General features: G+C 51.6%; 16 protein-coding genes and 1 pseudogene. 13 read left to right on the top strand and 4 right to left on the bottom strand.

Annotation, left to right across the window (positions count from 1 at the left end; translation table 11 throughout):
* Window positions 1–133 precede the first annotated feature (133 nt).
* The 3 genes from BLT35_RS19070 to BLT35_RS19060 all read left to right on the top strand — a co-directional run bounded on the left by BLT35_RS19070 (window position 134) and on the right by BLT35_RS19060 (window position 3,034).
* A complete protein-coding gene (locus tag BLT35_RS19070; RefSeq protein ID WP_139170826.1) occupies window positions 134–1,045 on the top strand; it encodes an SDR family oxidoreductase in 912 nt (303 codons plus the stop codon).
* A gap of 173 nt (window positions 1,046–1,218) precedes the next feature.
* Window positions 1,219–2,061 (top strand): aldo/keto reductase, encoded by an 843-nt coding sequence (locus BLT35_RS19065; protein WP_062410430.1) that lies wholly within the window; start codon window positions 1,219–1,221, stop codon window positions 2,059–2,061.
* Between the two features lie 325 nt (window positions 2,062–2,386).
* Entirely contained in the window at window positions 2,387–3,034 is a 648-nt protein-coding gene (locus BLT35_RS19060; RefSeq protein ID WP_082660918.1) for a nitroreductase family protein, read from the top strand.
* Between the two features lie 208 nt (window positions 3,035–3,242).
* Here BLT35_RS19060 and BLT35_RS19055 read toward each other — a convergent pair whose 3' ends face one another.
* From BLT35_RS19055 to BLT35_RS19045, 3 genes and pseudogenes are all read right to left on the bottom strand, one after another.
* The gene (locus tag BLT35_RS19055) at window positions 3,243–4,295 is read right to left on the bottom strand and encodes an LLM class flavin-dependent oxidoreductase (RefSeq protein ID WP_062411117.1); all 1,053 of its coding nucleotides are present in this window, start codon (window positions 4,293–4,295) and stop codon (window positions 3,243–3,245) included.
* A gap of 94 nt (window positions 4,296–4,389) precedes the next feature.
* Window positions 4,390–4,929 (bottom strand): annotated as a pseudogene (locus tag BLT35_RS19050) (L-dopachrome tautomerase-related protein); the annotation flags it as partial.
* A 163-nt stretch (window positions 4,930–5,092) separates the two neighbouring features.
* Window positions 5,093–6,001: a LysR family transcriptional regulator gene (locus BLT35_RS19045; RefSeq protein ID WP_254777619.1), complete on the bottom strand. Its 909-nt coding sequence runs from the start codon at window positions 5,999–6,001 to the stop codon at window positions 5,093–5,095.
* A 66-nt stretch (window positions 6,002–6,067) separates the two neighbouring features.
* Here BLT35_RS19045 and BLT35_RS19040 point away from each other — a divergent pair, with 66 nt between their 5' ends.
* The 10 genes from BLT35_RS19040 to BLT35_RS18995 all read left to right on the top strand — a co-directional run bounded on the left by BLT35_RS19040 (window position 6,068) and on the right by BLT35_RS18995 (window position 20,239).
* Window positions 6,068–6,886, top strand: coding sequence for a sulfite exporter TauE/SafE family protein (locus BLT35_RS19040; protein ID WP_254777618.1), 819 nt, complete (start codon window positions 6,068–6,070; stop codon window positions 6,884–6,886).
* A 658-nt stretch (window positions 6,887–7,544) separates the two neighbouring features.
* Window positions 7,545–7,700 (top strand): DUF1540 domain-containing protein, encoded by a 156-nt coding sequence (locus BLT35_RS19035; RefSeq protein WP_074729463.1) that lies wholly within the window; start codon window positions 7,545–7,547, stop codon window positions 7,698–7,700.
* A 257-nt stretch (window positions 7,701–7,957) separates the two neighbouring features.
* Entirely contained in the window at window positions 7,958–9,766 is a 1,809-nt protein-coding gene (locus tag BLT35_RS19030; protein ID WP_074729462.1) for a sensor histidine kinase, read from the top strand.
* Window positions 9,759–11,357: a response regulator transcription factor gene (locus tag BLT35_RS19025; RefSeq protein ID WP_054818615.1), complete on the top strand. Its 1,599-nt coding sequence runs from the start codon at window positions 9,759–9,761 to the stop codon at window positions 11,355–11,357. Before BLT35_RS19030 ends, BLT35_RS19025 begins: the two co-directional genes overlap by 8 nt.
* 115 nt (window positions 11,358–11,472) lie before the next feature.
* Complete coding sequence (locus BLT35_RS19020) at window positions 11,473–12,801, top strand: ABC transporter substrate-binding protein (RefSeq protein ID WP_062410436.1); 1,329 nt, start codon at window positions 11,473–11,475, stop codon at window positions 12,799–12,801.
* Between the two features lie 165 nt (window positions 12,802–12,966).
* Entirely contained in the window at window positions 12,967–13,869 is a 903-nt protein-coding gene (locus tag BLT35_RS19015; protein WP_054818617.1) for a carbohydrate ABC transporter permease, read from the top strand.
* 35 nt (window positions 13,870–13,904) lie between these two features.
* On the top strand, window positions 13,905–14,747 hold the full coding sequence (locus BLT35_RS19010; protein ID WP_082660920.1) for a carbohydrate ABC transporter permease: 843 nt from the start codon (window positions 13,905–13,907) through the stop codon (window positions 14,745–14,747).
* 26 nt (window positions 14,748–14,773) lie between these two features.
* On the top strand, window positions 14,774–16,114 hold the full coding sequence (locus tag BLT35_RS19005) for an FAD-dependent oxidoreductase (protein WP_054818618.1): 1,341 nt from the start codon (window positions 14,774–14,776) through the stop codon (window positions 16,112–16,114).
* Window positions 16,115–16,145: 31 nt separating this feature from the next.
* A complete protein-coding gene (gene pgmB, locus BLT35_RS19000; RefSeq protein ID WP_074729461.1) occupies window positions 16,146–19,115 on the top strand; it encodes a beta-phosphoglucomutase in 2,970 nt (989 codons plus the stop codon).
* Between the two features lie 305 nt (window positions 19,116–19,420).
* Window positions 19,421–20,239 carry a class I SAM-dependent methyltransferase gene (locus BLT35_RS18995; RefSeq protein ID WP_082660921.1) on the top strand — a complete coding sequence of 273 codons (819 nt, stop codon included), beginning with the start codon at window positions 19,421–19,423 and terminating at the stop codon, window positions 20,237–20,239.
* 164 nt (window positions 20,240–20,403) lie between these two features.
* On the opposite strand, the gene BLT35_RS18990 is transcribed toward BLT35_RS18995, so the two are convergent.
* Complete coding sequence (locus BLT35_RS18990) at window positions 20,404–21,618, bottom strand: MFS transporter (protein WP_074729460.1); 1,215 nt, start codon at window positions 21,616–21,618, stop codon at window positions 20,404–20,406.
* Between the last annotated feature and the right edge of the window lie 7 nt (window positions 21,619–21,625).

The raw sequence follows: 21,625 nt of genomic DNA, 5'->3' as shown, positions 1-21,625 counted from the left end.
TAACTGGCATATTTTACATTTGCAGCGCCGGCAGCTTGAGGGAGGGATGATACTTTCGATGGTTCAATATGACATACTTTGTCATATTGATGCTCTATAATGGAGGAATAATCAACGAAAGGAGTACCAGATCATGAAACCTTTAGATGGAAAAGTGGCTTTGGTCGCAGGTGCAACACGCGGCGCCGGCCGAGGAATTGCTATTGAATTAGGAGCGGCTGGAGCGATCGTTTATGTGACCGGACGCACGACACGAACACAACGATCCGAGTACAATCGTCCTGAAACTATTGAAGAAACCGCTGAGCTTGTAAATCATGCGGGTGGTAGAGGGATCGCGGTTCAAGTGGATCATCTCGATCCTGATCAGGTTCAAGCTCTAATTGCACGCATAGAGAGCGAACAGGGGCGACTGGACATCCTGGTTAACGATGTGTGGGGAGCTGAGTATTTGGCACAGTGGAACGTACCCGTATGGGAGCACTCCCTTGAAAGGGGACTTCGCATGCTTCGGCTTGCGATGGATACCCATATCATTACAAGCCACTTTGCATTACCCCTGTTAATCCGAAACAGGAACGGACTGGTCATTGAGGTAACGGACGGCACGGCAGAATACAACGACAAAAACTACCGATTATCCCTGTTCTACGATCTGGCCAAGACGTCTGTCATTCGAATGGCCAAATCTTTAGCCTATGAACTTTTACCATATCAATGCACCGCCATAGCAGTGACTCCGGGTTGGATGCGTTCTGAATTGATGCTTGATCACTATGGTGTTACAGAAGAGAACTGGCGTGATGCCGTAGTGAAGGAACCTCATTTCATCATCTCGGAAACGCCGCGTTTTGTAGGGCGTGCCGTTGCCGCATTAGCCGGAGATCCGGAGGTTGCCCGATGGAACGGTCAATCTGTGTCAAGCGGCAAGCTCGCACAAGTGTATGGTTTTTATGATCTTGACGGATCGCAGCCAGACTGCTGGCGGTATCTCGTAGAAGTGGTGGATGCAGGGAAACCGGCGAATGCTACCGGGTACCGCTAATACAGCTGATCAGAAGTTGACGGTTTTGCAGGTGTCCAGGAAGCCATGCATGATCTCAGGACTTGATCTGGTCTCGTGCCCGGCCTCTTATTTTGGAAATAATAACTCATTTGGTAAAAAATTCTTCGAAAATGTGATACCATAAAAAGGACTAAAGAAGGGAGTGATTTATTGTGAGCAGATCCATTCCGGAGATTACATTGAATGACGGAGTAAAAATACCCGTTATCGGTTTGGGTACATATTCACTAAAGGGCACCGCTGGTGTCAACGCGATCGTAGGCGCCATAGATATGGGTTATCGGCTCCTGGATTCCGCTTATAATTATGAAAACGAAGGAACCGTAGGGGAAGCCATCAGGCGCAGTTCCGTTCCGAGGGAGCAATTCATCATCACTTCCAAATTGCCGGGTCGCTATCACTCGTATGACAAAGCGGTTACGGCCATTCAAGAATCGTTGTATCGCGCAAATCTTGATTATTATGATTTATATCTGATTCATTGGCCGAATCCCAAACAAGATCATTATGTGGAAGCCTGGCAAGCGTTAATTGACGCTAAAAAATGGGGGCTTGTCCGTTCGATCGGCCTCAGCAATTTTTTACCGGAGCATATTGAACGTTTAATCAAAGAAACCGGCATTAAGCCAAGCGTCAACCAAATCGAGCTGCACCCGTTTTTCAATCAAGCCGATCAACGAAAATGGCACGAAGAAAACAGCATTGTAACCGAATCGTGGAGCCCATTAGCGAGAGCAAATGACATTTTAAAGCATGAAACCGTTCAAAAAATAGCTCATCATCATAACAAATCTGTGTCGCAAGTCATCTTACGTTGGCATTACCAGCTCGGGGCCATCTCCATTCCCAGATCTTCATCCCCTGCGCGGCAGCTTGAAAATATCTCCATATTCGACTTTTCTCTGGATGATAAAGAAATGAGCATAATAGCAGAATTAACCCGCCCCGATGGCCGGATTGCGAATCAAGACCCGGCTGTGTATGAAGAATTTTAAAGGAAAAGGGCGTGACCGGACCGGCCGTGCAAAGGCCGGGGCTTCCGGTGCACGTCCCATAAAAATAAGCCGGGGATGAACCGGCTTATTTATTTTTATACTTAATCATTGAGCCCGGTTAAACACGGAAAGATCGGCAGGATGGGTGATAGACATATGGATCTTGGTTTATTTATTATTAATTTCAAGTTACTTGACAAAAGTAAGTTATAAAAATATAATCTGAACATAACGCAAGAAATGAATTAGGACCTGCTGGGCGTCGGCTTGCCGGGCTATCAAGATCGGCTGCCGTTTTTTCTGATCATGATCAAGGAGATGTTTAATGATGGACTCAATAATGAAATCAAGTTCAGTCGAAGAAATCGTGAAAATGAGAAGGTCCGCCAATAACTTCGACAGTAATGTGAAGATACCCAGAAGAGAAATTGAAGAGATGTTTGAATTAGCTAAATTCGCACCATCCGCATTCAACTTGCAGCACGCCCATTATGTGGTAGTGGATGAGCCTGAGCTCAAATTAAAAGTGAAGGAAGCAGCATACGGTCAGCATAAAGTGGGGACCGCTTCAGCCGCTATCATTGTACTAGGGGATTTAGAAGCTTACACTGATGCCGAACGGATCTATGAAGGCATGCTTCATTTGGGGATGATGGATGAGCTTACATACCGACAAACCATTGATTCCATTTATGCAGCCTATCAAAACTTAGAATTTCGTAAAGAAGAAGCCATTCGTAACGCCTCGTTATCCGCAATGCAATTTATGCTTATTGCGAAATCAAAGGGGTGGGACACTTGTCCGATGATTGGCTTTAACTCCGAGCAAGTAAGGGCAGTATTAAACATTCCGGATCGATATCACATCGCTATGATGATAACCATAGGTAAAGAAAAGACGAATCACCCTAGACCTAGAGGCTACCGTAAACCGGTCGGCGAATTTGTGCATTTTAGTGCTTTCTCTTCATAAGCTGGACGCGGATCGGGGTAAGCACGGTAACCGATGTAAGGTGGAAGGGTGAGGAGGGGTCGACTCGTCATGGAAAAAAAGCAACCGATGCTGCAGACCGCAAGCCGCCTTTTGAAATGTGGAGCGGATCTGACAAAAAGATAGAGTATGCCCCCCCCTTTATTACCCATTACGGCAAGGTCGCGTGAAATGGATTCCCGCCAATCGTTTATTCCTTTGCCTCGATTCGGGCAAGCTCCTTACGTACGATTGGCGCGACCCTGGTGCCGAGCAATTCGATGGCTCGCATGACTTCGCGGTGCGGCAACGTACCGACATTCACATGCAGAAAGAAACGGGTAACCCCCAAGTTTTTGCGCAGCAGAATAATCTTTTCCGCCACGTATTCGGGATCGCCCACGTAGAGGGCGCCTCGTAGACTGCGTGCGGCATCAAAGGTTGCCCGGGTGTACGGCTGCCCCCAACCCCGCTCACGCCCGATAACGTTCATTTGGGCTTGTGTGGGAGGGAAGAATACATCGGCAGCCTGCTCGGTGGTTTCTCCGACAAATCCGTGCGAATGAGTCGCAATCGGCAGCTTGTCAGGATCGTGCCCGGCTTTCGCTGCGGCCTTTTTATAGAGGTCGACTAACGGCGCGAAACTCTCAGGCATTCCGCCGATGATGGCGAATACGATCGGAAGACCCAGCATTCCCGCCCGAACCGCAGACTGCGGAGTCCCGCCGCTTGCGATCCACACAGGCAGCGGGTTCTGAACGGACCGGGGGTAGACGCCAAGGTTATGAATAGCGGGACGATGACCGCCGCGCCAGGATACCTTCTCCGAGGAGCGGATCGCAAGCAGCAGCTCCAGCTTTTCTTCGAACAATTCGTCATAATCGTCCAGGCTGTATCCAAAGAGCGGAAAAGATTCAATGAACGACCCCCGGCCAGCCATTATTTCCGCCCGGCCGTTGGAAATGCCGTCAAGGGTGGAGAAAGCTTGATACACGCGAACCGGGTCGTCTGAGGACAGCACGGTAACAGCGCTCGTAAGCTTGATCCGCTTGGTCATGGCGGCCGCTGCCGCCAATACAACGGCGGGCGCGGAGCCGGCGTAATCGGGCCGATGATGCTCTCCGATTCCATAGACATCCAGGCCGACCTGATCGGCCAGTACGATCTCCTCAACCGCATTGCGCAGCCGCTCGGCATGGCTGATGACCTCTCCCGTCACCGGGTCGGGTGTTGTCTCCAAAAAAGTACTGATTCCTATTTCCATATGGATCGCCGAATCGGCCATGTGGATTCGCCTCCTTTATATTACCTATAGTTTACTCATTTATTTATAGCTTCTCAAATGCCAGCTTCACCCGTTATCCATCGGCATACAAATACGACTTTACGTCATGGCCGACAAATGCTTTCCAAATGATAAGGTTATAGGGGTAAGTCCAATCTATCTCATAGCCCCCAAACATCTCATGAAGCCGGTTGCTGTTGAAAATAATAGAGCCCTTTTGGTCAAAAGCGACCCCGTCCACCCATAGCATTCGGTCATCGGACACAAAATCATGGAATCTATGACTGGAAGGTGTATAGATGCCGATTCCCTTTCCTTCCAGCATGGTGTAGAACACATTTCCTTTATTATCCGCGTGCATCCCGTCGGTGGTCGTGCGCTTGCTGCCAATGGCCCGTACGGCACTGCGGATTTCTTTCAACGGCGTGGTAAAGTTTCTTAACAGCGAGGTATCGATTGCATATAGATTGCGCCCCGTGACCGGGCAGTAATACAACGTGGTACGGTCCGCGGATAAGGCGATGCCGTCGGCTCCGATTCGAAGAGGAGTATCCTTGAAGACCGGCTTATAGTCAATTTGAAAATGAAAACCGGGAAAATCCTGAGTGCTGTAAATCAAGGAAGGAAAACCGCTCCTGGAGGCTTTCCCGAGTTGGGAATGGAATCAAGCGGGCAATTTGGAGGAACTCTTCTTTTTATAATAAAAACATATATTCCCAATTCGAAAGGAATGGACATGAAAACCAAGCTAATAAATTTTGTCATATGATATAAACTTACATTGTTTCATCCTTCACTAACTCCAAAAAATGTTTTAGCGTTAATGGCATATGTTTATCTGCCTTACGACGGCAAAGGTATACGGGGCGTTTAACTTCAATTCCTTGTACCTTTGTCCGCCCGATCTCTTTCCTGTCCAGATGATCCTGCACTGCAAGAGAAGGTGCCAGCATAACCCCGTATCCGGCAATAACAGCACGGATGGATTCATTAAACCCGTGTAATTGTAACCCGATATAGGGCGGTTCCACGCCATGTATTTTAAAAAGAGAAAAAAGAATTTCTCTTGTAGAACTGCCCGTTTCCCTCATAATAAAAGGTTCTTGAACTAAATCGGATAACATCACCTCTTTTCCATCATATTTATGGCCTTTCGGGACAATAAACCAATAATGGATGTCCATGATATGGGAAAGTGCGATATCCGGCTCCGTCCATTTTTCTTTCACCACAAAAGCAACATCCGTTTGGTAATGAAGGAGCTTATCGATCGCCTGTTCGGAATTCCCGCTGTATACATTTACATGCACAAGTGGAAATTGATTCTTGAATTTAGCCAGCCATGCCGGCAATAAAAAATTGGCAGGCAAATAAGTTGAGGATAGGCGAAGTTCTTCTTGCTCCCCCTTTTTGTATTGTTCCAATTTTTTTTCAATATCTGCTTCCATATCAAAAAGCCTCTCGGCCTGTTTAAAAAGGAATTCCCCTGCTTCTGTCAATTCAATTCCTCTACCTTTTGGAACCATTAAAGTTAACCCTGTTTCTTTCTCTAAATTGCGTATTTGCATGGTTACGGCCGGCTGGCTGATTAATAAAGCTTTGGCCGCCTCCGTTACACTCTTTTTAGAAGCTACCGAACAGTATATACGTAAAGCATGGAGGTTCATTTGGTATAACCCTTTCATAATTCTAATTTATGAATCGGCAAAAAATATATATTAGATTTATTAATTACTATTATATAACATATTTTGAAAGAGGGATTAAAAGGGGTCGAAAATAATGGCATTAGCGGGAATTTCTTTGAATTGGGGTTATATAGAATGATTGATGTGAACACCATCAGTTTGGTTGTAATCGGCTTAGGAGCCTCGTTTCTTGGCACACTCGCAGGGGGGGCCGGCTTCATTACTGTGCCAGCCATGATGCTAACCGGTATTCCTATTCAAACCAGTATTGCAACCAATAAATTTTCATCCGGCATTGCAGCGGCATCAAGCGTATTCTACCTTCTGCACCATAAACAAATGAAAGCCATGTCCATAATCTGTATCTTTTTACTGGCCTTTTCAGGCGGCATTGGCGGGGCTTTATTGACAGCTCATCTACAGGAGAAGACCATGAACGTACTTGCGTTCTTTTTACTATGTGCTGCTTTGGCCGTTAATTTAAAAAACAAAAAATGGAATTCTAACCCGGAATCCCAGCAATACTCGATAAATAAAAGAAATATTTATTTTCCTATATTGATTGCCGCTTATGATGGCGGTTTTGGTCCGGGTTCTTCTACTTTCAGTATTCTTTATTTTATGAAAAATAATAGCAGCTATATAAAAGCGGCCCAGTTGACAAGAGTTTTAATCTTCGGAAGCTGTGCCGGAGGATTTATCGTATTTTATCAAACCGGATTTATTCAATGGCCATACGCCATCGCCATGGCGCTTGGATCCACTGTCGGCTCTCAAATGGGTATTATGATTTTACCTAAAATCCGTACCAAAACAGCAAAATATTTGATCAATCTAATGATTTGTTTGCTTATTGCACAGACGTTCATCAAGATCATTTAAAATGTTATTTGAAAAAGCTTGGCGGCAAAACCGAGTCCCTGATTTATCATATTGAGAGGAAAAAGAAATGCTGTCCGCTTTTCTGAGTGAGGCTTTTTAGTCGGAGGCCGCATTCCTTTGCTTAGTTTTTGGGTCTTTTGTGTATTTGGTTTTGGATTATGATAACGGGAGGAATGGCATATGTCCCATTACCGAGAGTTTTACACCAGTCCTGTTATACGATTCATTGCCGTAATGAGTTATTAACTTGCCTGCATTTCGATGGTTATGTGACCATCCTCGCGCTGTTCTTTGGCGCCCTAGTCTATGCCTTTGCGGAGTACGTCGTGCACCGATATTTGCCCAAGCTCGTACCTGCATTATACTGGAGGCATGTCGAACATCATAAACACCCCCAAGAACTAAAGTACTTATTTAGTCCGGTCTACCATGATGTTCTAATCTACAGCGCCTACATTCCTTTGGTATGGTTTTAATCCATTGATTTATGGATATAAAAAATTATCCGTGACTTTTGGAAAGTGACAGACAAATTGAGACCGAGAAAAGTCGCAGCGGGAAAGCCTTGATTTCCGTTTTTCCCGCTGCGGACTGACCCATGCTTCATGGCTATAAAAACGTAAATCTGGTCATACTTATTTCAGGAGGTGAGATAAATATGGCTAAAGACGTGCTATGCGAAGTCAATTCCTGTAAGTATTGGGCCAATGGCAACAAGTGCAATGCCTCTGCTATTTACGTGGTAAGCCACAGAGGAAAACAAGCGTCCAATTCGGAAGAAACGGATTGCAAAACATTTGAACCGAAGATTTAATGATTGAAGGGGGCAGAGGCAACTGCCTCCTTTTTAAAAGGATAACCAAAAATGATAATCATTATCACTATCCTCCGAAGATGACGTCCGCGCCAGAAGTTTCCCTTTCCCCGAGCATTGTTTTTCATCCATTTTCCAGAAAGAAATTTCCCCGAAACGCCAAGATATGTTCATTTTCATCCCATGAGAGATATGCTATATTACAAAGTTGATCCCGATTCATGTTAACGCTTATCGCGAAGAGGAGGATACCCTGCATGCTTCGGCGGATAAAGTCGCCCCTGACCTCAATTCGGGGAAAGATCATACTTTCCTTTATCCTGCTCATCTTGATTCCCATCACCATTATCATATATAACGTATACGTTTCCAGCCAAGAGGTCGTGCGCCGCGAAGTCAATCAGAGCCGTCAGGAAGCGGTGCGCCATACGGCAAGCAGCATCGACGGGACAGCCGAGCGGATGCTCAACGCCTCTCATTTGATCGTCAATGATCCCGAGGTGGCGGCTTATTTGCAGACGAGCCACCGTCAGGGCTGGATGACCGATTATCCGTCTTTCCAGCAATTTACGTCGGTTCACAAAAAGCTGATGAATATTCGCGACATTCTGCTGGACAGTAATGCCGTGGTCGCTTTGCTGGACTTTGGCGGACATGTTTTGTCTACGGCGGCCGGCTTCGAGGAGCCGGCGTTGTACGAACAGCTCCGAAAGGAAGCCTGGGTTCAGGAGACTCTTCGATTGGAAGGCTGGCCTTATTGGCAGCTTGCGTATCAAGGAACGCTGCTTCCTCCGCCGCAGGCTGGGGCAGAGAACTCGCTGTTCGTCATGTCCCGGTTGATTAAAGACAGCTCGAACGGCAAAGCGGCGGGTCTGTTGTTGATTGGGCTGCCATCCCCGATGGAGACGAGCGCCCTTCCGGCGAAAACGACCGGGACAGACCGGGTGACGCTGCTGATCAAGAAGGATGGGCAGCTGCTCGATCAGCGGGGGCCTGTGCTGCCGCAGGAGGTCGTGAATCTGGCCCTTCGGGCGAATGCGCTTTCCCCGCAGGAAGAGTATCGGAGCGTTCAAGCCGATGGACAGCGTTTTGCGCTGAATGGGGCGTTCATGCCTCATTTGGGGTGGACCGTGGTGCAGTTGGCCCCTGAGGAGGAGCTGCAATCGAGCCTGGGTCAGATCAAAAATCAATCACTGCTTTGGCTGCTTATCTGGTTCTTGATTTTCACGTGTGCATTTACATTTGTGATGCTGCAATTTGCCAAGCGGATCGGAAGGCTGCTGCATTCGATGGACCGGGTTGGACAAGGGGACTTCTCCTCCCGGGTGTCTGTTCGCGGGTCGGACGAGGTATCTCAGCTCGGCCTGCGCTTCAATGAGATGGTCGGACGGCTCGAAGAGCTGATCCTGAGGCTTTCCGAAGAGCAGCGGCGCAAGGAAGAAGCGAGATTTCAAGCGCTTCAGGCGCAGATCAACCCTCATTTCCTGTTCAATACGCTGAATTCCATCAAGTGGTCAGCGATGCTTTCCGGGGCGCAGCACGTCAGCCAGATGATCACAAAGCTCGGCAAACTGCTTGAAATCTCGATGAGAGCAGGCCGTGAGCGAACGACGCTGCAGGAAGAGCTGAGCCATTTGGAGATGTATATGGATTTGCAAAAGCTGCGCTTCCACGATAATATCCGCGTTCACGTCGAGGTGCCGGAGCGGCTCATGTCTTGCGAAATTCTGCAATTTACCCTGCAGCCGATTGTGGAGAACAGTATCATTCACGGTAATCGCAGCCCGCTGGAGGTTTCCATTACCGCGCATGAGGAAGGGGACAAGCTGGTGCTGACAATTTACGATAACGGACAAGGGATGGAGCCTGACCAGCTTGAACGCGTATTCACCGACGGAGCGCCGTCCCATGCCAAATCGACCGGCATCGGCATCCGGAATGTGAACGAGCGGATTGCGATGCATTTTGGACCCGGATATGGGCTCCGCTTAAGCAGTGTACCCGGTGAAGGAACAACCGTAACGGTGACTCTTCCGCTTGCAAAGGAGGCGACGCAGCATGATTAACGTATTGATTGCAGACGACGAAATTTTGGTCCGGATCGGATTGAAAACCATCATTCCCTGGGAAGAGAACGGGTTTCGGCTCGTCGGGGAAGCCTCGGACGGGAATGAAGCATTGGCCGTAATGGAGCGGACCCCTTGCGATATCGTGCTGACGGACATTCGGATGCCCGGTTGTGACGGGCTGGAGCTGATCGAACGGATCAAGGAAAAGTATCCCGCGGCCAAGTGCTTAATTCTTTCCAGCCATAACGATTTTGAATACGTCCAGAAGGCACTGCGGCTGGGCGCTGTCGATTATATCCTGAAGCTGGCCATGGAGCCCGAGGAGCTCTTGGCCAAGCTGATCCGGCTGAAGGAAGAGATTGAGGCGCAGCGGGTGTCGGCCTCGGCGGCGACGCGGCTGGAGATGCAGGCACACTTGTACGGCAAGGAAGTGAAGGAAAAACGGATGAGGGATCTGCTGACCAAACAGTGCACGCCGGGAGAAATCCGGGCGACCTTCGAGGAATTCCACATTCCGCCGTTCACCCCCCCTTACCGTATTGTTAACCTTCAGCTGGACGCGTATGAAGAGGTGCTGGAGGAAAATAATTTCCAGTCCGAGAAGCTGCTGTCTTATACCGTGGCCAACATTTTGACCGAAATTTTGCGCAAATACGATGAAGGCGAGCTGGTGGAAATCGAGGGAGGCCGGTTTGCGGTCATCACCGATTATATGGAAGCCGACATGCTGCTGGAAATGCAGGAGGCGGTTCGTACGTTTCTGAAGCTTTCGGTAAGTGTGGGCTACTCTGATTCGCTGATGTCGACCGATGAGCTGCACACCGGTTACCTCCAAGCCAAAACAGCCCTGGAGCACCGGTTTTACCGGGGGATGGGCGGTATCATTGCCTTCGATTCGCTGCACTATGCGAGTCCCTTGGAGACACATGTTCCATGGACGCAGGCGCAATGGATTCAGCTGATTGAAAAGCAGGACGAAGCCGGCGTACTTGCGCTGCTGGACCGCTGGACGGACAGCCTGCGCGAAGGGCCTTTCCGGAGTCCGGATATGCTGCGCGAGGAATGGGTGGAGCTCGTCCATATTTTCGGTCACGGATTGCGTCCGTTAAAAGGCGATTTGTACGCCGTGCCTCCGTACCGGAACCGGTACCCGCTGCACGCCGTTCGCCAGATTGAAACGCTGGAGGAGCTGTACACGTGGTTTTGCGGATGGATAGGCGGTTATTTTCAATATTACAAGACACTGGCTACGCAGCAGTGGAGACCGGAGATTGCGACCGTCGTCCGGCGAATTCGCGAGCATTACAACGAACCGCTGAAGGTATCGGAGCTGGCTAAGGAAATCGGGTTTACGGAAAACTATTTAAGCGTGCTGTTTAAACGGGAAACCGGGGAAACCATCATGGACTTCATAACCCGGATCCGGATGGATAAAGCGAGGGAGCTGCTGAAGAACCAGCACTACAAAGTATATGAAATTGCGGAGAAGGTCGGGTATACCGATACGAACTATTTCAGCAAGCTGTTTAAAAAAGTGGAAGGCATTCATCCGCTGGAATACCGCAAGACGGTGCTGGGCCGCAAATAAGCAGCAACCAAGAATGAGACGGTTTTTAGCAGGAATCACCCCTTCTGCCGCAGGTCCATCTTTGTTAAGCTGAGGTCGAAAGCTAAAGCATACACCATGGAGGGGTAATCAAGCTATGAAAAAATGGGTTATGGGTACGGCTGCCGTTGTCATGTCCGCGTCCTTAATTGTTAGCGGTTGCGCAAGCCAACCCGATACGCAAGCAAACAGCGGCGCAGACAGCGAGAAGAAAGCAGTGAAACTGCGCATGTGGGGCGCCGTTCCGGAAGAGAACGGTCCGAAAGCCGTTATTGACAAGTGGAACCAAAGCCATCCGGATATTCAAATGGAATATGTTCGTTACGTCAATGACGATTCCGGCAATACGAAGCTGGATACGGCGTTGATGACGCAATCCGACGCACCGGACATTTTCATCAGCTACGGGGAGGCCAACCTGAACCGCCGTCTGAATGCGGGCATGACAGCTCCGCTTGACGAGCTGATCCAAAAAGAAGGCTTCAATGTCGAAGAGATCATCGGCATGGAGAACATCCAGAAATTTAAGGATCAAATCCACTATTTGCCGGCTAACAAAATTATCGACATGATCGTTATCAATAAGAAGGCTCTGGATGAAGCCGGTGTCAAGGTCCCTGTCGAGTGGACCTGGGACGAGTACGTAGCGCTGGCTCAAAAGCTGACTAAGGACGGAATGAAGGGCAGCTTCATCACGCCGGGCTCCGACCTGTTTATCAGCAAATTTGCGCTTGCGACGGTACAGCCGAAGGATGCTTTCTATACGGCGGACGGTATGTCCAACTTCAACCATCCGGCAGTGAAAAAAGGCTTGGAGCTGCAGAAACTGTTGTATGACCAGGGAGCCATGGTATCTTGGGCGGAAGGCGTAGCGAACAAGCTCGATCCGGCAAATGAGCTTCTGACGGGCAAAGCCGCAATGGTTTACGGCGGCACGTACATGCTCCGCACGATCAAGGACACGGCCAAATATCCGCGCGACTTCGCGGTAGCCTTCGCGCCTACTCCGCAGTTTGAGAAGGGAACGAATGTCAACAACGGCGGTGTGAACGATTTTATGTCCATCAACAAGAACAGCGCCAACAAGGAGGCAGCGTTCAAGTTCATGGCCTGGTACCTGCAGGAAGGCAATATGGATATGGTTGCCGGCGGACGCATTCCGACCAACAAGAAAGCGGATTTTAACAAAATCACTGAGCTGATTATCGGACAGGATGAGAAAATTATTGATAAAGAATCGTTGACGGCACTGATCAAGGGCGACCTGACCTTTGCTACGCGGTTCAACTCGGTTGCATTCCCGCAGCTGAACACGATTCTCCGCGAGGAATCCGAAAAGTACTTCATGAATGTGCAGGACATTAACAAAACGATGGAAGCCCTGAAAACCCGCGCCGACAAGGCCATTCAATCGGAGAAAAAATAAGGCTGCGCCCCGTGGGCGCGCCGATGAACGCCTCTATCTTAGGATAGGGGCGTTTTTTGTCATGATGTGAACCAAGAATCACCCTTAAAGTGCAAAGCTTTCGCCATTCTGTCCGGCGGCGGGGTCACTTACAATGAGAGCATCAAGAAAAGAGGGTGACTTCATGTGAAAAGTAGATTTAACCAACAAAAACTCAAGGAGAATTTGGCGGGCTATCTGTTCATCTTGCCCAATTTTCTAGGGGTCTTTTTATTTGTCGTGTTTCCGCTTTTGTTCAGTCTGGTCATGGTCTTTATTGATTGGGATTACATGATGGGCTTCTCGGGGATCGAATGGGTCGGCTTGGCTCACTTCAAAAAGCTGATGACCGACGAGTATTTCCTGCAGTCCCTGAAAAATAACTTCATCTTTACTGCGGTGACGGTACCTTCGGCGATGGCCATCGGTCTTGTGATTGCGGTCATTCTGAACAAATTCGTCTATTTGAAAAATTTCCTCCGCGTTTTGTTCTTCCTTCCTTATGTCAGCAGTATCGTAGCGATCTCGATCGTCTGGAGCGTGATGTACAATCCGACGAACGGGCCGATTAACGGAACGCTTCGTTCGCTAGGCATCGAGAACTTGCCCGGCTGGCTCGCCAGTCCCGATTGGGCGCTGCCGGCGATCATCATCATGGTCGTATGGACGTACACGGGCTATACGATGGTGCTCTACATGGCCGGCCTTCAAGGAGTGCCCAAGGATTTGTACGAAGCGGCTTCGATCGACGGGGCTACGGGCATGAAAAGCTTCTTCAAAATCACGGTTCCGATGCTGAAGCCTACGAGCTTCCTGATCGCCGTGACGCTGATTATCTCTACCTTCCAGGTATTCGCCGCCGTGGCCGTGATGACCAAGGGGGGGCCGCTGAATTCGACGATGGTGCTCGCCTATTATATTTACATCCAGGCCTTCCAGTATTACGAAATGGGCTACGCCGCCGCCATGTCCTGGGTCTTGTTCCTGATTATCTTCGTGATCACCATATTGCAATGGCGGGAACAGAAAAAATGGCAAGATCAGTTCTAACCACTTCCATTAACCGGTAAAGGAGCGCACATCCCATGAATACGACATTAAAAATGAGAGAGGTCGGCCTGAAGCTGGTCATGACGGTGATCTTCACGGCGCTGGCCGTGATCATGATCACGCCTTTTCTGTGGATGATCTCATCTTCCTTCAAGCTGCCGGCCGATATGTTTAAGTACCCGATCGATTGGATTCCGGAACGATTCGTGCTCGACAACTATAAGGAGGTTTGGTTCGGCAAATACCCGTTCCTGCTCTACTATTGGAACTCCATCAAAATTACCGCGCTCACGGTAGGGGGATGCCTTATTACAAGCGCGCTCGCCGGGTTTGCCTTCGCCAAGCTGAGATTTAAAGGACGTGATTTGTTGTTCGTCCTTTACCTGGCTACGATGATTATTCCCAGCCAGATTTTGTTGGTGCCGCGGTTTATCCTGTTCGATAAGCTGGGCATGCTCAATACGCACATGTCGCTGATTCTGCCGGGCATGTTCACGGTACTGGGCACATTCATCATGCGCCAATTTTTCAGCACGCTGCCCAATGAATTGCTGGAGGCTGCGAAGGTGGACGGCGCCGGCTACTGGCGTATGTTCTGGCAAATTTCGCTGCCGCTGACCAAACCCGCTCTGGTGACCCTGCTGATCCTTACGTTCACTTGGCACTGGAACGAGTACGAGAATCCGCTTATTTTTCTTAGGGACAACCACCTGTACACGATCCCGCTCGCGCTCACGAACTACGTGGACGAGAACAGTACGAACTATACCTTAATTATGGCTGCCTCTGTTTCCGCGCTGTTGCCGCTGATCGCCATTGTGTCGATTTTTCAGAAATGGTTTATCGAAGGGATCGCCAGCACGGGAATTAAAGGATAAGGCATACGAAAAGGAGCTGTTTTTCAATGCAAACGATCGAAACGGATATTGTCGTCGTCGGCGGAGGGCCGGCAGGAATCAACGCGGCCATTGCAGCCGGACGCAGCGGAGTGCGGACGATGATCATCGAGAGATACGGATTTTTGGGAGGGATGTCGACGATCGCGCTCGTGTATCCCTGGATGACCTATCATACAATGGACGGAAAGCAGGTCATCGCCGGGATCGCCCAGGAAATCGTCGACCGGTTGATGGCACTGAACGCCTCTCCGGGGCACGTTCGGGATACGTGCGGGTTCGTCAGCACGATTACCCCGTATGATCCGGAAATCTATAAGGTGCTTGTACTGGATATGCTTCGCGAGGCCGGCGTGAAGGTGCTGCTTCACAGCTTTGTGGACGACGTGACGGTGAAGAATGATCGGATCGAATCGGTTCGGCTGACCACAAAGTCCGGCAAGATCGATGTGAAAGCGAAAATGTTCATTGACACGAGCGGGGACGCGGATGTCGCTTATCTGGCCGGCGCGCCGATTCTGAAAGGCCGGGATGAAGATCAGCTCACCCAGCCGATGACGATGAAGTTCCGTATGCGCGGCGTCGATTTGGCCAAGGTAAAGCAATACATGATTGAGCATCCGGAGGAGTTTTACAAGAAAACGCCGATCGATGAGCTGGATCAGCTGCCGCTGACGGCAGTTCAAGGCTTCTACAAGCACTGGAAGGAAGCGGCGCTGCCGATCAACCGGGATCAGGTTCTCTTCTTTACCGGCCCGGGCGAAGACGAGGTGCTGGTCAATACGACGCGTGTGCAGGGGCTGGACGGAACCCGCGTGGAGGATTTGACGGAAGCGGAGGAGCTCGGCCGCAAGCAAGTGCTGATGGTAGCCGATTTTATGGTAAAGCATCTTCCGGGGTTTGAGAAAGCATCGATCTCGCAGGTCGGCGCGCAGATCGGGATTCGCGAGACGCGGCGTCTGGACGGCGTGTACAGCCTGCAAATCTCGGATGTGACGGAAGGCCGCCGGTTCGAGGACTGCATTGCCCGCAGCGGCTATCCGATCGATATCCACGATCCGAAGAACAAAGGCGTCACCGCGGCCTGGATCGCTGGCGACGGCGCTTATGATATTCCTTACCGCTGTCTGCTGGCCAAAGGGGTTTCGAATTTGCTTGCGGGAGGCCGCTGCATCTCCACTTCGCACGAAGCGCTGGCGACGACGCGTCTTTCCCCAAGCTGCATGGCCACGGGGCAGGCGGCCGGAACCGCAGCCGGTATGGCGGTGAAGCGGGGCGTCAGTCCGCATGAATTGAATGTGAAGGATCTGCAGCAGCAGCTTCGCCAGGACGGAGTCCTGTTAGACTAAAGAAGAACATAGAGGAGACAGCGAGAAACCGATGCGAACAGGTCATATCATTTATCCTTACGAGCCGTGGACGATCACGGAAAGCTCTTTCGATACGGAGACGAATCAACGGGACGAGACGGTGTTTGCCGTCGGTAACGGATATATCGGCATGAGAGGCAACTTCGAGGAGGGCTACGACGGTCCGAAGGGGACCTCGCTTCACGGCACCTACTTGAACGGATTTTATGATTCCTCCCCGATCGCTTACAGCAAGGGGCGCCAGTACGGCTTTGCGAAATACCATCAGACCATGCTGAACGTGACGGACGGCAAAATCATCGAGCTTTATGTGGACGGACAAAAATTCAGCCTGTTTACAGGCAAGCATGAGCAGTATGAACGTAAACTGGATATGCGCAAGGGCACGATGACCCGTACGGTCGTATGGGAAACCGCCGCCGGCAAACGAGTCCGGATTCGGACGGAACGGTTCGCTTCCTTCACGAATAAGCATCTCGCGGTGATCCGCTATGAAGTGACGCCGCTTAATTTTTCCGGGGAGCTTCTGCTCGTTTCGGCGATCAACGGGGAGGTGACGAACCAGATAGCCTCCGGGGACCCGCGTGCCGGCTCGGCCTTCGGCGGACAAGTGCTGCAGACGAAGGAATCGTATGAGAACCATACGTTCGCGGCTCTGCTGCAGCAGACGCAGATGACGAGGTTCTCGCTTGTTTGCGGTGTTGAGCATCAATTGAGCCATCCGTACCGGCTGGATACCCGGCTGGAAGGGCAGCGGCTGGAGAAGCGGTTCCGCGTGGCGGCGGAGGCCAACGAGACGGTCGTGCTGGAAAAGTATATCACGTACTATTCCTCCAAGGATTACCCGGAAGCGGAGCTGCTGGAGAAGGCGACCCGGGAACTGGAGGATGCCAAGAAGGCCAAATTCGACGCGATCGCCCAAGCGCACCGCGAGGTTTTGGATGCGTTCTGGAAAACGGCCGATATCCTCGTAGAAGGCGACGAGGCGCTGCAGCAGGCGCTTCGCTTCAACGCTTTCCACCTGCTGCAGTCGGTAGGCCGCGACGGCAGGACGAATATCGGCGCGAAGGGGATCACCGGCGAAGGCTATGACGGCCATTACTTCTGGGATACCGAGACGTATATCCTGCCGTTCTTCCTGTACACGAAGCCGGACATCGCCAAGCAGCTGCTGCGCTACCGGCATCATATATTGCCGAAGGCCAAAGATCGCGCCGCGGAAATGTCCCAGGCCGGAGCGCTTTACGCTTGGCGCACCATCGACGGCGAGGAGACATCGGCCTACTATGCGGCAAGCACCGCCCAGTATCATATTAATGCGGACATCGCCTATGCGCTCAAGAAGTATGTGGAAGCGACCGGCGACTTGGAATTTTTATATCACGAAGGGGCCGAAATGCTGTTCGAAACGTCGCGCTTCTTTGCGGATGCGGGCGATTGGATCGAAGGACGCGGCTTCTGCATCAACGGCGTAACCGGCCCGGATGAATACACGACCGTCATTGACAATAACACGTACACCAATGTTATGGTGAAGGACCAACTGGAATATGCCGTGAAGGTAGCGGCGGAACTGCGTGCGCAGCAGCCGGAACGCTGGACCCAACTACAGCAGGCGATGGGGCTCACGGAAGAAGAAGTGGAAGGCTGGGCCAAGGCCGCCGAGCATATGTACGTGCACCGGGACAAGGGGCTGATCGGGCAGGACGATACCTTCCTGACCAAAGCGAAATGGGATTTCGCAGGCACGCCGAAAGAAAACTATCCATTAATGCTGCATTATCATGCGCTCGTGATCAACCGGCACCAGGTGCTGAAGCAGGCCGACCTGGTGATGGCCTTGTTCCTCCAGGGGAACCGGTTCACGACTTGGGAGAAGCAGCGGAATTACAAGTACTACGAGCCGTTAACGACACACGATTCGTCGCTGTCCGCTTGCATTCACGGCATTGTGGGCGCTGAGCTCGGGTATGTGGACGAAGCGTACGATTACTTCATGCAGACGGCGCGGGTCGATCTGGACGATTACCACTTGAACGCGAAGGACGGTATTCATACCGCTTCGATGGCCGGAAGCTGGTTAATGATCGTCAACGGTTTTGCCGGCATGAGACAATATGACGGAGAGCTGTATTTTGAACCGGTCATTCCGCCGAATTGGCCAAGCTACACGTTTCGCATGGTGTACCGCGGAAGCGTGCTGGCCATTAGCGTCCGGAAAGACCAAACGACCTACGAGCTGGTCGATGGCGTCCCTCTGACGATCCGCCACTTGGGGAAATCGGTGCGTGTGGATCGGAAGGTTTCCTTGCCTAACCGGCAGCTGGAAGCCGTTATTTTCGATCTAGACGGTGTGCTGACCGATACGGCGGAGTTCCACTACCAAGCCTGGAAAGAGCTCGCCGACGAGCTTGGCATTCCGTTCGACCGGACGTATAACGAGAAGCTGAAGGGCGTCGACCGGAAAGCGTCGCTCGAGCTGATCCTGCAGCAAGCGAACCGCACGTTCTCCGAGACGGAGAAGGAACAGTTCATGGCCCGCAAAAACAGCCGGTACCAGGAGCTCATCCGCACGATCCGGCCGGAGCACCTGCTGCCGGGCATCCCCCGGCTGCTTGCGGAATTGAAGAGCAACGGGATCAAGATGGCGGTCGCTTCGGCAAGCCGGAACGCGCAGACCATCCTGCAAGCTCTGGCCATCACGGATTATTTCGACCACATCGTCGATGCCGGGGCATTGGAACGCGGCAAGCCTGATCCCGAAGTATTCCTGAAAGCCGCCGAGGCGCTCGGGGCGCGGCCGAAGAACTGCATCGGCATCGAGGACGCCTTCTCGGGCCTTGAAGCTGTGAATGCGGCGAATATGGTATCCGTCGGCGTCGGCCATCCCGAGACGCTGGCTATTGCGGATACGGTGGTCGCCTCCACCGAGCAGCTCACCTGGAGCCGGTTGAAAGAAATTTACGAAACAAGCGCTTAAGCCGCGCTCCCCAGCAGGGCTTAGGGCAATCCCATACAAAAACGGACATTTTGAGCCTCCACACTGGAGGCTCTTTATTTATAGGGCCAGTCCGTTAGCTTATTTAACGGACTAAGTAGTAAAGGACAATAACAATCCGGCACTCGATAAACGTACAAGAGCAGCTCATTGGATATACCGTTGATGAAATCATATAATGATAGAAAACATAGTCCCGCCAACCCCCGCGTTTCCCCCGAGAAATGCATCGTCAGAGCTGCGGCGTTTGCCGTTCGGACATACAGAAAAAGGAGTGAATGGACGCTATGATTGAGCACATACGCATGAATAATGTGCAGCGTTTTACCGGATACGGCACGCTCTACGATGAGAATCGGCCCACGGCCCCCCAAGAGGTCGTCAAGCTGGTGACCACGTACTTGCGCCGCAAGCCGCAAACGGTAGTGGACGTGGGCTGCGGCACAGGCCTTTCTACTTTTTTATGGTTGAATGAGGCGGAGCGCGTCATCGGCGTTGAACCGAGCGACGATATGCGAGCGGTAGCTTTGGCCAAATGGGAAGCGATTGGAAAACCGGACAAGCTGCAATTTGTCAAGGGATTTTCCCATCAATTGGCATTGCCTTCAGCATCCGCCGACATCGTCACCTGCTCGCAATCGTTTCATTGGATGGAACCGCAAAGCACACTCCGCGAGTTCGCCCGCGTGCTCCGTCCGGGCGGTGTGTTCGCCGCTTACGATTGCGACTGGCCCCCGGCGTTCGACTGGAAGATCGAAGAGCAGTACTTGAGGCTCGCTGCCCTGGGCGATGCACGTATGGCGGAGTTGGCGCCGGATGAGCAGCAAGCGCGCAAATGGAACAAAAATGAGCATCTGCAGCGCATTCGCGAGTCGGGCTTATTCCGATATTCCAGGGAAATCGTCTTTCATCATTGGGAAATGTGCGATGCCGCCCGCTACGCGAATATCGCCTTTAGCCTGGGCGGCCTGCAAACCGCTTTAAAGCTGGGCGCGGACGAGCTGCATGCGGAGGTTGCCGCATTCCGCGAGCTGGTGGCGCAGGCGTTTGCCGACGAAGAACGGCCGGTTTTATTCTGTTACCGGATGCGACTGGGCATTGTGTAGCGCACGCAGCCGGACACTCGCTGAGCGGGGGTGACGGGCATCGCACTGAATCCCGCCAATTCATCTATATCCGATCCTATTTCCTTCATCTGACAAAGACCGCGGGCAGCTTGACTCCGCTTGTCTCCGCGGTCTCTTTTCTCTGTTTGAACTTTTATCTCCCATCATGCCGGGGGGTGTTCCGCTGAGTTTGCTGCAGTCTCGAACCGCAGCCCCAGACTGACGAATGCCGCGATCAAGATGATACCCGCGGACAGGCAGTATACAGGGACGAGGGTATAAGTCTTCATCAGGAATCCTGCCATCGCCGAACCGGCCACTATGCCTGCCATGAGCAGCGGCGTAATCGCTCCGTTCACGCGTCCGATGTAGGCTTCCTCCACCATTTTTATCATGAGCGCACCGAGAACAGTTTGCATGAACGCCATCATGACGCCGACCAGGAAGCGCATCGCTGCGGTGAGCGGCACCCACACGGATAAGGCTTCGATCACGATCGACAGCGACAGAAACGCGATCCCGGTAAATGCAACGCCCCGCGGGTTCAGCTTCGTGCCGCCGACCGCCGCAGCCGCGCCGCCGATCAGCATTCCCGCGCCGGATAGTGCATAGAACCACTGGATGTTCTCTTTATCCAGTCCCAGCCGTTCCGTTACGATGTAGATGTCCAGCGGCTGGATAATGCCTGAGCCGAGCCCGATGCAGGCAAACATCAGTGCAATGACGACCAGATTGTGGCTGCCGCGGACATAGCGGATCCCCTCCTTGATGTCCTCCAGGATCGGTACGGTCCGGCGCTCCGGATTGCGCGGGGAAGGCGGAAGCGCGAGCTGGATCGCGGCGGCCGCGAGGAACAGACCGATCAGTATGACAAGCGAATTCGTGATGCCCAGCAGCGAATAGAGGAGCGTGCCGATGATCGGCCCGACGATGATGAACAGCGACATGAGACTTTGGGTAATGCCGATCGCCGCCCCCACCAGTTCCTCCGGCACATGCCGTTTGAACATGATGGCCGAAGAGGGTTGGGAGAATTGGCTGACGATGGCCGACACGATCGTTGCCGCGAATACGGCCTGCCAGGAGCCCGCGAGCACGAACAATAAAATGGCCGCTACCGATAGTGCGCTTAGCAGATCGCCGGCGATCATGGTTCGCTTCGGATTCCACCGGTCGGCGAAGGCGCCCCCGATGAACGAGAACAGGAAGATCGGCGCATACTCGAATACCGTAAGCAGCGATACCGCCACGGGATCATTGTTCGTTTGTTCCATGACATAGAAGAGCAGTGCGATATTGCGCACCCAGATCGCAAGCTGCTGCATCAGATCGGCAAGCGCGACGATGCGGAACACGCGGTTCTGAAATAAAGTTGTCATTTTTATC

This window comes from Paenibacillus naphthalenovorans, from assembly GCF_900099895.1.
Taxonomy (GTDB): Bacteria; Bacillota; Bacilli; order Paenibacillales; family NBRC-103111; genus Paenibacillus_G; species Paenibacillus_G naphthalenovorans.
Note: the sequence above shows the minus strand (reverse complement) of the source record. Positions and strands in the feature narration are given on the sequence as shown.

What these genes read in the sequence shown, in the direction of transcription:
- BLT35_RS19045 (WP_254777619.1), bottom strand. Translation starts at nt 6,001, where the DNA reads ATGAAAGGGTTATACCAAATGAACCTCCATGCTTTACGTATATACTGT.
- pgmB (WP_074729461.1), top strand. Translation starts at nt 16,146, where the DNA reads ATGCGAACAGGTCATATCATTTATCCTTACGAGCCGTGGACGATCACG.
- BLT35_RS18990 (WP_074729460.1), bottom strand. Translation starts at nt 21,618, where the DNA reads ATGACAACTTTATTTCAGAACCGCGTGTTCCGCATCGTCGCGCTTGCC.
- BLT35_RS19010 (WP_082660920.1), top strand. Translation starts at nt 13,905, where the DNA reads ATGAATACGACATTAAAAATGAGAGAGGTCGGCCTGAAGCTGGTCATG.
- BLT35_RS19030 (WP_074729462.1), top strand. Translation starts at nt 7,958, where the DNA reads ATGCTTCGGCGGATAAAGTCGCCCCTGACCTCAATTCGGGGAAAGATC.
- BLT35_RS19005 (WP_054818618.1), top strand. Translation starts at nt 14,774, where the DNA reads ATGCAAACGATCGAAACGGATATTGTCGTCGTCGGCGGAGGGCCGGCA.
- BLT35_RS19025 (WP_054818615.1), top strand. Translation starts at nt 9,759, where the DNA reads ATGATTAACGTATTGATTGCAGACGACGAAATTTTGGTCCGGATCGGA.
- BLT35_RS19020 (WP_062410436.1), top strand. Translation starts at nt 11,473, where the DNA reads ATGAAAAAATGGGTTATGGGTACGGCTGCCGTTGTCATGTCCGCGTCC.
- BLT35_RS19060 (WP_082660918.1), top strand. Translation starts at nt 2,387, where the DNA reads ATGATGGACTCAATAATGAAATCAAGTTCAGTCGAAGAAATCGTGAAA.
- BLT35_RS19035 (WP_074729463.1), top strand. Translation starts at nt 7,545, where the DNA reads ATGGCTAAAGACGTGCTATGCGAAGTCAATTCCTGTAAGTATTGGGCC.
- BLT35_RS19070 (WP_139170826.1), top strand. Translation starts at nt 134, where the DNA reads ATGAAACCTTTAGATGGAAAAGTGGCTTTGGTCGCAGGTGCAACACGC.
- BLT35_RS19055 (WP_062411117.1), bottom strand. Translation starts at nt 4,295, where the DNA reads ATGGAAATAGGAATCAGTACTTTTTTGGAGACAACACCCGACCCGGTG.
- BLT35_RS18995 (WP_082660921.1), top strand. Translation starts at nt 19,421, where the DNA reads ATGATTGAGCACATACGCATGAATAATGTGCAGCGTTTTACCGGATAC.